We start from the raw sequence: 8135 nt of genomic DNA on the forward strand, positions 1-8135 counted from the left end.
CTGACGAGGGTTCACAGTCTCTCCCAGCTCTGATGACGAAGGGTCAGCGACAGTCGCATCTCCCTGTCCACCGATCGTCACTTGACGCCGAGGGCTTGCCAAGCGGGACGGTCCGTCCGGGTGATCACCTCCCTTTCCGCCCCGACTCACGTGCGGACGAGGGCCGTGCAACGCAACCGGCCATCAAAAGCGCCCCACGATCGGGCTCCAGGCCCGCCACGTCCTGCCACTCAGCACGATGAACCGTTCCGGGTTCAGTAGAGACTTGATTCCGTGAAAGGATCGAGTCATGGCACGCCCCTCCTCCTATCCCGCTGAGCTGCGTAAACGAGCGGTCCGTATGGTCGCCGAGGTCCTCAGTGACTACCCGACCGAGTCCGCTGCGATCAAGGCGGTCGCCGAGAAGCTCGGTATCGGCTCGACCGAGACGCTGCGCAAGTGGGTCCGTCAGGACCAGGTCGACTCCGGTACCCGCCCCGGCGTGACAAGCGAGGAGTCCGCGCAGGTCAAGGCGATGAAGAAGGAGATCGCCGAGCTGAAGCGGGCGAACGACATCCTGAAGGCGGCGGCGAGTTTCTTCGCGGCCGAGCTCGACCGGCCACATCTTCGCTCGTAGCGTTCATCGACGAGCACCGGGACCGCTTCGGCGGCGTCGAGCCGATCTGCAGGACGCTCACCGAGCACGATTGCAAGATCGCCCCCTCCACCTACTACGCCCACCACAAACGGCTCGCCAAACCATCTGCGCGGACCGTGCGCGATGCGGATCTCAAGCCCCTGATCCACCAGGTTTTCAAGGACAACTACCGTGTTTACGGGGCCCGGAAGATCTGGCGGGAACTGAACCGGCAAGGCCACATCGTGGCCCGTTGCACCGTCGAACGCCTCATGCGCGAGAGCGGCATCGCCGGCGCCGTCCGCGGCAAGAGGGTGATCACCACGATTCCGGACGGATCGGTCGAGCGGGCCCCGGACCTGGTGGACCGGAACTTCGTCGCGAGCGCGCCGAACCGCTGCTGGGTGGCCGACTTTACGCACGTCGCCACATGGGCCGGGGTCGTCTACGTCGCGTTCGTCGTGGACACCTTCTCCCGCCGGATCGTCGGCTGGTCCGCCGCCACCTCGAAGGAGACCAGGCTCGTCATGGACGCTCTGGAGATGGCCCTGTGGCAGCGCGACCGTGACGGATTCCCTTACCAGCGGGGCGAGTTGATACATCACAGCGATGCGGGTAGCCAGTACACCAGTTTCCGGCTGGCCGAGCACCTGGACGCAGCCGGTATCGCGGCCTCGATCGGCTCCGTCGGCGATGCATACGACAACGCACTGATGGAGAGCACGATCGGCCTGTTCAAAACCGAGTTGATCAAGCCGCAGCGGCCCTGGAAGACCCTGTCCCACGTGGAGCTGGCCACCGCCGAGTGGGTCGACTGGTACTGCCACCGACGGCTGCACGGTGAAATAGGGCACATCCCGCCCGCCGAATACGAGACCAACTACTACCGCAGAACCACGAAACCCCAGGTCACAGTCAAGATCTAGAGTCTCGATCGAACCCGGAACGGTTCACGATCCCCAGTGCCACGGTGTGCACTGATCGGTTCACGTTCGCCGCCTGCCGTGCGGCCTCAGTGCGTTGTGGCAAAGGGAGTCCCTGTTCGATGAGCAGGGACTTCTTCGTGTGCGGGGCATGACCGGGGCCGGGTAGGGGCAGGCAGCGGACGGCTTGTTGTGGATCGAGGAGGGTGCGATGCCGTCGGTGTTGGGGTTGATGGAACAGCGTGAGGCGCGGGCGAGGCGGGATCTGGAGTCCTGGACGGAGGTCCTGGAGCAGGCTCAGGCGGAGGTGGATGCCGCGCGGGAGCGAGTCGAGCGGGCCCGGGTGGGGCGTGAGGAGCTCGTGTCGGTGCTGGCCGAGGAGAGCCCCGTGATTCCGCCGGTTTCCGTGCCGTCTGGTGGTGAGATGGCTGCCGCCGTGGGATCGAGCGGCCCCGGCGCGGGGCATGGCGAGAGGCCGCCGGTGCGGCGGTCGGGCATGGGCGGGGAGGTGCTCGGCGGCCTGTATCGGGAGGTGTTCGCCGCGGTGGCGGCTGCTTCGGGGCCGGTGAATGGAGTGGAGCTGACGCGGGCGGTGGGGCCGGGAAGCGGAGATCAAGAACGAGGTGGAGAAGATCCGGCACCGTGCCTACGTGCTGGAGAAGCGGGGCTGGTTGGTGCGGGCGAAGGACGGACGGTTCATGCCCGCGCCCGGGGCAGTCGGCCGGGACGCTTCTCCGGCCAGCGCGGAGCGTCCGCGGCCAGGCGCCGGGACAGCCTGATCACAGCGGCCCACCACACCATCTGGGCGTGGTGGTCGAGGCGGCGTTCGTGGTCGCGGTTGAGGCGGCGTGAGCGGGAGAGCCAGCTCAGCGTTCGCTCCACCACCCACCTGCGGGCCAGCACGACAAATCCGCGGTGTCCGTCGGATCGGCGCACGACCTCGATCCGTACTCCGTGCCGGGCGAACGCCTTGGCCAGGGCCGGGCCCTGGTAGGCGCTGTCGACCCACACCAGTTTCAGCAGCCGGCCCGGCTGGTCCAAGAACGTCTCCAGCAGTGCGGGAGCGGCCTTGGAGTCGTGCACATCGGCTGTGGTCACGGTGACCTCCAGGAGCAGGCCCTCGGTGTCGGTCAGGATGTGACGCTTGCGCCCGTCACGTGATTTCCCGCCGTCGTATCCGCGACTTTCCGCACCGACGGTCTCGGAGGCGTCCACCGACTGACTGTCGATGACCCCCGCGGATGGCTCGGCGTTGCGCCCTTCGTGTTCCCTGGCCGTGCGACGCAGCCGTTCATGCAGTTCACGCACGTAGTCGTAGGCCCGCCAGCGGCGGAAGAAGTCGTAAACCGCCCGCCAGTACGGGAAATCGACCGGCAGAGCCATCCACTTCACACCATTGTCGGCCAGGTAGCGCACCGCATCGAGTATTTCGCGGTGACAATACCCCTCGGGACGCCCGCCCTGCTTGAGGAGCCAGGCCGGCACCGGCATCGCGGAACGGACCTCGGCCCACTCCGCATCCGTCATGTCACTCGGATAGCAGGCCGCCCGCCGCCCCGGAACGATCGAACCGAACCGGTGCACGTAGCAGTCACACCCAGGAGTGACCGCGGTGGACGAAGACACAGAGATACTGCTCAACTGATCGGGCAACGGGCTTCCTTGGGCGTGCTGGGTGTCGTAACCGCGTCACTACCAAGGGGCCCGTTCTTTCATGCCCGCGGCCGCACCCGTACCTCCGTCCAGACGATCACCCGCGCCCACACGCCTCGAACGAAATCCGGTTTGCCACAACGCACTCAGGGCCTTTCGCGGGGCGGGGATCACCGGGTACTCCCGTCGCGCTGGGTGAGGACGCGGGAGATCCGCAGTTCCCTCAGGTCGGGGATGTGGTTGTAGAGGGTGCCGACCAAGACGCCGAGGAGAGCCGCGATGGTCTCGATGCCGTGCTGCGGGTTGGGCAGCACCTCGCGAGCGGCGCGCAGAAGCTTTGCTCAACCACGTCTACCGCTCCGAAGCCCAGCGCACCGACCAGTTCGTCCGCCGCCACCCCCACGACCCGGCCGAGCAATGCTCAAGACCTGTGGATCGGGTTCCGGGAGGGCACGCAGAGGGCGTACCTTCCCGAATGAAGTTCCCCCGTGATCATGGACACAGTGTTGTTATGCCGCGAGGGCTTGGTCTTGCCGGTAGCGCAGGCGTGTCTCGTGGGGCGTGAGGTAGCCCCAGTGGATGTGCTTGCGTAGGCGTCGTCTGTTGTAGAAGGTTTCGATGAAGTCGAAGATGTCGGCGCGGGCGGTGGCCCGGTCGGGCCAGAAGCGGGTGCCGATCTCCTCTTTCAGGACGGCCCAGAAGCTTTCCGCGGCGGCATCATCGAAGCAGCTTCCGGTCCGGCCCATGCTCTGCCGGTATTCCAACTCGGCGAGTCTGGTGCGGAGTTGGCTGGAGATGTATTCGGATTCGCAGTCGCTGTGGATCACGCAGCCGGGCTCCAGGCGGCCCAGCGCGGCGGCCATGTCCAGGGCGTCGACGACGAGGTCGGCGCGGTGGTGGTCGGCCATCGAGTACCCGATGATCTCGCGTGTGGCCAGGTCCAGCCATGAGGCGAGGTAGAGCCAGCCCTCCGCTTCGTGTACTTGCTTCCCACCTGGCACTACTTCCTCTGGAACCCACTAGGGCATAAGCAGCAATACGCCTACTTCAAAAGCCCTCTGAGAAGGGACTTGCTCACCAGGACGGGGGGGGCGGAGCGACAACGGGCACCTCGACGATTTCATCGGTCACTGGAACAGCCCGAGCATGCCCGTTGATCATGCTCCCGCACCGGGGAACACCAAGATCACCGACAGAGTCAAGCGGACCCCCTGAACCGCCGCCCCCACACCCCGGCGCGGCCAGCCCCTACCGGCGGGGCCCCGGCCGACATCCTGGCCGGGGCCCCGTCCTGGTGCGCAGGCCCCGGTCAGAGCCAGACAGGACGGTCGGCGTTCCACCGGGGCCCCGGCCCCAGCAGGGGCCCGGCAGAGCATGGACGAGGGAGGTTTCCTGCGTTGAGCGAGCGCATGGTTCGCCGCCCGAGGCCTCACCGTCGACCGTGTCCTGACCGGCAACGCCTGGGCCTACAGCAAGAACATCTGGCGCCGGACCTGCCGTGATCTGGGCATCAGCCCACGCTAGACCAAGCCCTGGCGGCCCCAGAGCAACGGCAAGGTCGAACGCTAGTTGGTCTTGCTCGTGCGGTAGGCGGCAATGGTGGGGGTGGTCTGGTTGAGTGCGGTGGCGGCGTCGGCGGTGTTGCGTTCGCCGATGGGGGTCGTGCCGTCGCTGAGGCGGGGGGTGGAGTAGGTGTTGGTGTACTGGCAGCTGGGTGCGGGAGCGTTGATCTGCTCGGCGTAGGGCCGGCAGGTGATCTTGTAGGCCATGGTGGTGAACCACTTGGCGTTGGGAGTGATGTAGCCCTGCCCTCCGGGGACCGGCGGGACGTTGAGGTAGCGCTTGACGTAGTCGACCGACACGTCGTTGGCGTCCGCCACCGACTGGAGCTGGCTGCGCATGGTGCGCTCGTCGTGCATGAGGCCGAGGTTGTGGCCGAGTTCGTGGGCGAAGCCGGGCTCACCGTCGATGGCGGCGAACACGTCGATGCTGCTGAACGCGGCGTTGCTGGTCTGCCGCGAGGGGGCGAGGTAGACGCCGTCCTCGTTCTGCGGGAGGTCACCCTGGCCCGCGGTGTAGGTGGTGCCGCTCTTGGTGACGTTGGTCAGCACCGAGACGAGGTCCGCGCCGGACTCGTCGCGTACCTGGCGGGCGAGCCGGCCGATGGGTCCGGTACCGGTGTCCATCTGCTGGAGAGCCTCGCCGGGGTCCTCGCTGCCGTAGAAGGCGGGGACCTCGAAGGTGCGCACGAGGCGCACCTCGGCGTTGACGCCGCTGGTGGTGAGGGCGCGGTTCATCTGTGCGACGGTGGTGCGGATCTCGTCCGCGATCTGCCGTGGCCGCCATGCCCATGAGGCAATTCCGGAGCCCTCGCCGGTCCGGAGGCCGTTCTTGGCTGCCTGGGTGTATCCGACGGCCACGTCGATGACGGCCCTGGTGGCGGCCCTGGGGGCAGGGGTGGCCGGGGCGGACCGTTGTGGGACGGCGGGCAGGGTGTCGGGGAGGTTGAGGGAGTCGGGCTGGGGGGCGGGCAGGGCGTCGGGGTCGACATCGGTGACCTTGACCTTGGTGTGGTCCTGCGGGTCGGTGCCGATGAGGTACTTGTGGCCGGGCGTCCGGACGAAGCCCTGGATGTCGCCTTCGGATGCCGGCGAGGCGCAGGCTCCCTTGACGGTGAGGTAACTGGTCGAGCCGGACATGCCGGTGACCTCGCCGGCCCACGCCAGCGACCTGTCGGAGCCGTCACTGATCGGGGTGACCTGACCGGACACCTTGAGCATGGTCTTGTAGGCGCGGGTCGCGCCGGACGCCTACTTCAGGTCCATGGTCAGGGACATCTGGTGGTCGTGCGTCTGACGGGTGGCCAGCGAGCAGAAGGAGGCGAAGTCGGCCGTGCTCAGGTTCAGGCTCCCCTGCCCGAGTACGACGGGCGTGGTGGAGTCTGCGGGCTGCGAAGGGCCGGCGGCGGCGGCCGTGGGCAGAGCGGTCGCGGCGAGCACCGTGGCGATCGCGACGTGGCGGAACAGATGACGCACGAACGACTCCCTGAAGGCGAGTGGGGGTGAGGAGCGACCGGGCAGTCCCGCTCGGGCGGGACTACGGCACAGATCGCGGCCTCACGAACACACCCAAGATCACCTTTCACACCTGAGGAATCACGCTCAGTTCGCAACTTTCACCTGGGCGCCGCTGTGATGTGCCCGAACGGCGCTGCCCACTCGTGCGGATGACTGCAGGTCAGGAAGGTGTACGCGCGTGTGCAGGCGAGGCCCGGTGGCACTGAGGCGCTCGGCCCTGTGGTGATGGTGGTTGCCTTGTCTCGGATTTACGAGGTCGCTGTCGGTGTTCTGCCGTTGGGTCTTGTTCAATCAGCAAGGATGCCGGCTTCGCGGAGGTCGCGAAGATATCCCCGGAGGTCCGCCGTGAATGTTGCGGGCTGTTCCCACGCGGGGTAGTGGCCTCCGTGGTCGAATTCCATCCATCGGACGACGTTTTTGTGGTCCCGGTCCACGAGGCGGCGGATCGCCTCGCCGATGTCGTTGTGGTAGACGGCTACAGCGAGCGGGAATGTGGTCGGGGAATGCCTCGCGAACATGGCCGAGACCAGCTTGTATTGACGAGCCGACGAACTGGCTGTGCCGGTGATCCAGTACATCATCACGTTGGTCAGCAGGCGGTTACGGTCGAATACGTCTTCCGGGACGCCGGTCAGGTCTGCGCATTCCCTGATCGGATCGAGGATCCAGGCCAGCTGTCCCACGGGGGAGTCCGTGAGCCCGTAGGCAAGCGTCTGCGGCCGGGCAGCCTGGACGGTCCCACCGGCGGCGATCGGCCGGTTACTGAAGCCGGCCTGCTTGTCCAGGCGGCGGCGGTCGTCGGCGCTCAGGCCGTCCAGCTCCCCGGGTGTGCCGGTCGGCGCGGCCATTACGTTGTTGACGTGCACGCCGATCACGTGATCGGCGTCGATCCGGCCGAGTTCGAGGGACACCATGTGGCCCCAGTCCCCGCCCTGGGCGAGGTACTTGTCGTAGCCGAGCCTGTGCATGAGCTCGGCCCACGCCTGCGCGATGCGGCGCGGCTCCCACGGCTCGGGGGTGGGGCCGGAGAACCCGAAGCCGGGCATCGCCGGGATCACCAGATGGAAGGCATCACCCGCGGCACCCCCGTGTGCTTGGGGGTCGGTCAGCGGGCCGATCACGTCCAGGAACTCGACGACGGAACTGGGGAAGCCGTGGGTGATGATCATCGGGGTGGCGGTCGGTTCGGGCGACCGGACGTGCAGAAAGTGCACGTTCTGTCCGTCGATGACGGTGGTGAACTGGGGAAAGGTGTTGAGGAAGGCTTCTTGAGCGCGCCAGTCGTATTCATCGCGCCAGTACGCGGCGAGGTCCTGCATGTATGCGAGGGGAATTCCGTAGTCCCACCCGACGCCGGTCGCCTCGTCCGGCCAGCGAGTAGTGTCCAGACGTGCTTGCAAGAAATCCAGATCGGCCTGCGGGATGTCGATTCGATACGGCTGAATACTGGTGTTCTCGGTCATGGATTCGGCCCCTTCTTCATCAGTCTCGCCCGTCACCCCCTACTTGGCACAGATGCTACAAGTCGCACTGTCCCGATCCATGCCGCGACGCGAAGCGAGGGAGACGGCCATCTTCTCTACTTTTGACTGCGCACAGGCCAACGAACTCGCACTGCAGAGCTTGGCGAGGGGGACCTGTGCAGCTTGGGCATCGCGCTCTTCCGCCCCATCGGCCGCAACGTGCTCAGCTAGTGGGGACCCGGCCGGGACCATGCACGAACGGGGTGCGTGGATGGGACGTGGCTGCTGCTCGGTTTCTATGCCGGCGCCTAGGCCGTGTCTGATGGCTCTCGCCCGGATGGTGGATCTACTGCCGTTCCGGGCAGGAGTCGGTCATGGTGCGTCGGCATGAACTGACGAATGC

The 8135-nt window shown here is 66.7% G+C and carries 7 protein-coding genes; 1 reads left to right on the plus strand and 6 read right to left on the minus strand.

Going from position 1 to position 8135, the window contains the following annotated elements; translation table 11 throughout:
- Positions 1-289: 289 nt before the first annotated feature.
- A protein-coding gene (locus ACIBEA_RS43640) for an IS3 family transposase (protein WP_399269984.1) occupies positions 290-1542 on the plus strand; the annotation gives its coding sequence in 2 pieces (ribosomal slippage) (positions 290-572 and positions 572-1542; 1254 coding nt in all).
- A gap of 693 nt (positions 1543-2235) precedes the next feature.
- Here ACIBEA_RS43640 and ACIBEA_RS43645 read toward each other — a convergent pair.
- From ACIBEA_RS43645 to ACIBEA_RS43670, 6 genes are all read right to left on the minus strand, one after another.
- The gene (locus ACIBEA_RS43645; protein ID WP_399269986.1) at positions 2236-3066 is read right to left on the minus strand and encodes an IS5 family transposase; all 831 of its coding nucleotides are present in this window, start codon (positions 3064-3066) and stop codon (positions 2236-2238) included.
- A 296-nt stretch (positions 3067-3362) separates the two neighbouring features.
- A complete protein-coding gene (locus ACIBEA_RS43650) occupies positions 3363-3506 on the minus strand; it encodes a hypothetical protein (RefSeq protein WP_399269988.1) in 144 nt (47 codons plus the stop codon).
- 195 nt (positions 3507-3701) lie between these two features.
- Positions 3702-4193, minus strand: a complete 492-nt coding sequence (locus tag ACIBEA_RS43655; RefSeq protein ID WP_399269990.1) for a DDE-type integrase/transposase/recombinase — start codon at positions 4191-4193, stop codon at positions 3702-3704.
- 564 nt (positions 4194-4757) lie between these two features.
- Positions 4758-5963: a zinc-dependent metalloprotease family protein gene (locus tag ACIBEA_RS43660; protein ID WP_399269992.1), complete on the minus strand. Its 1206-nt coding sequence runs from the start codon at positions 5961-5963 to the stop codon at positions 4758-4760.
- Positions 5964-6002: 39 nt separating this feature from the next.
- Positions 6003-6227, minus strand: a complete 225-nt coding sequence (locus ACIBEA_RS43665) for a hypothetical protein (RefSeq protein WP_399269994.1) — start codon at positions 6225-6227, stop codon at positions 6003-6005.
- A gap of 329 nt (positions 6228-6556) precedes the next feature.
- Positions 6557-7732: an epoxide hydrolase family protein gene (locus ACIBEA_RS43670; RefSeq protein WP_399269996.1), complete on the minus strand. Its 1176-nt coding sequence runs from the start codon at positions 7730-7732 to the stop codon at positions 6557-6559.
- Positions 7733-8135 lie beyond the last annotated feature (403 nt).

Source organism: Streptomyces sp. NPDC051555 (genome assembly GCF_044454405.1).
Taxonomy (GTDB): Bacteria; Actinomycetota; Actinomycetes; order Streptomycetales; family Streptomycetaceae; genus Streptomyces.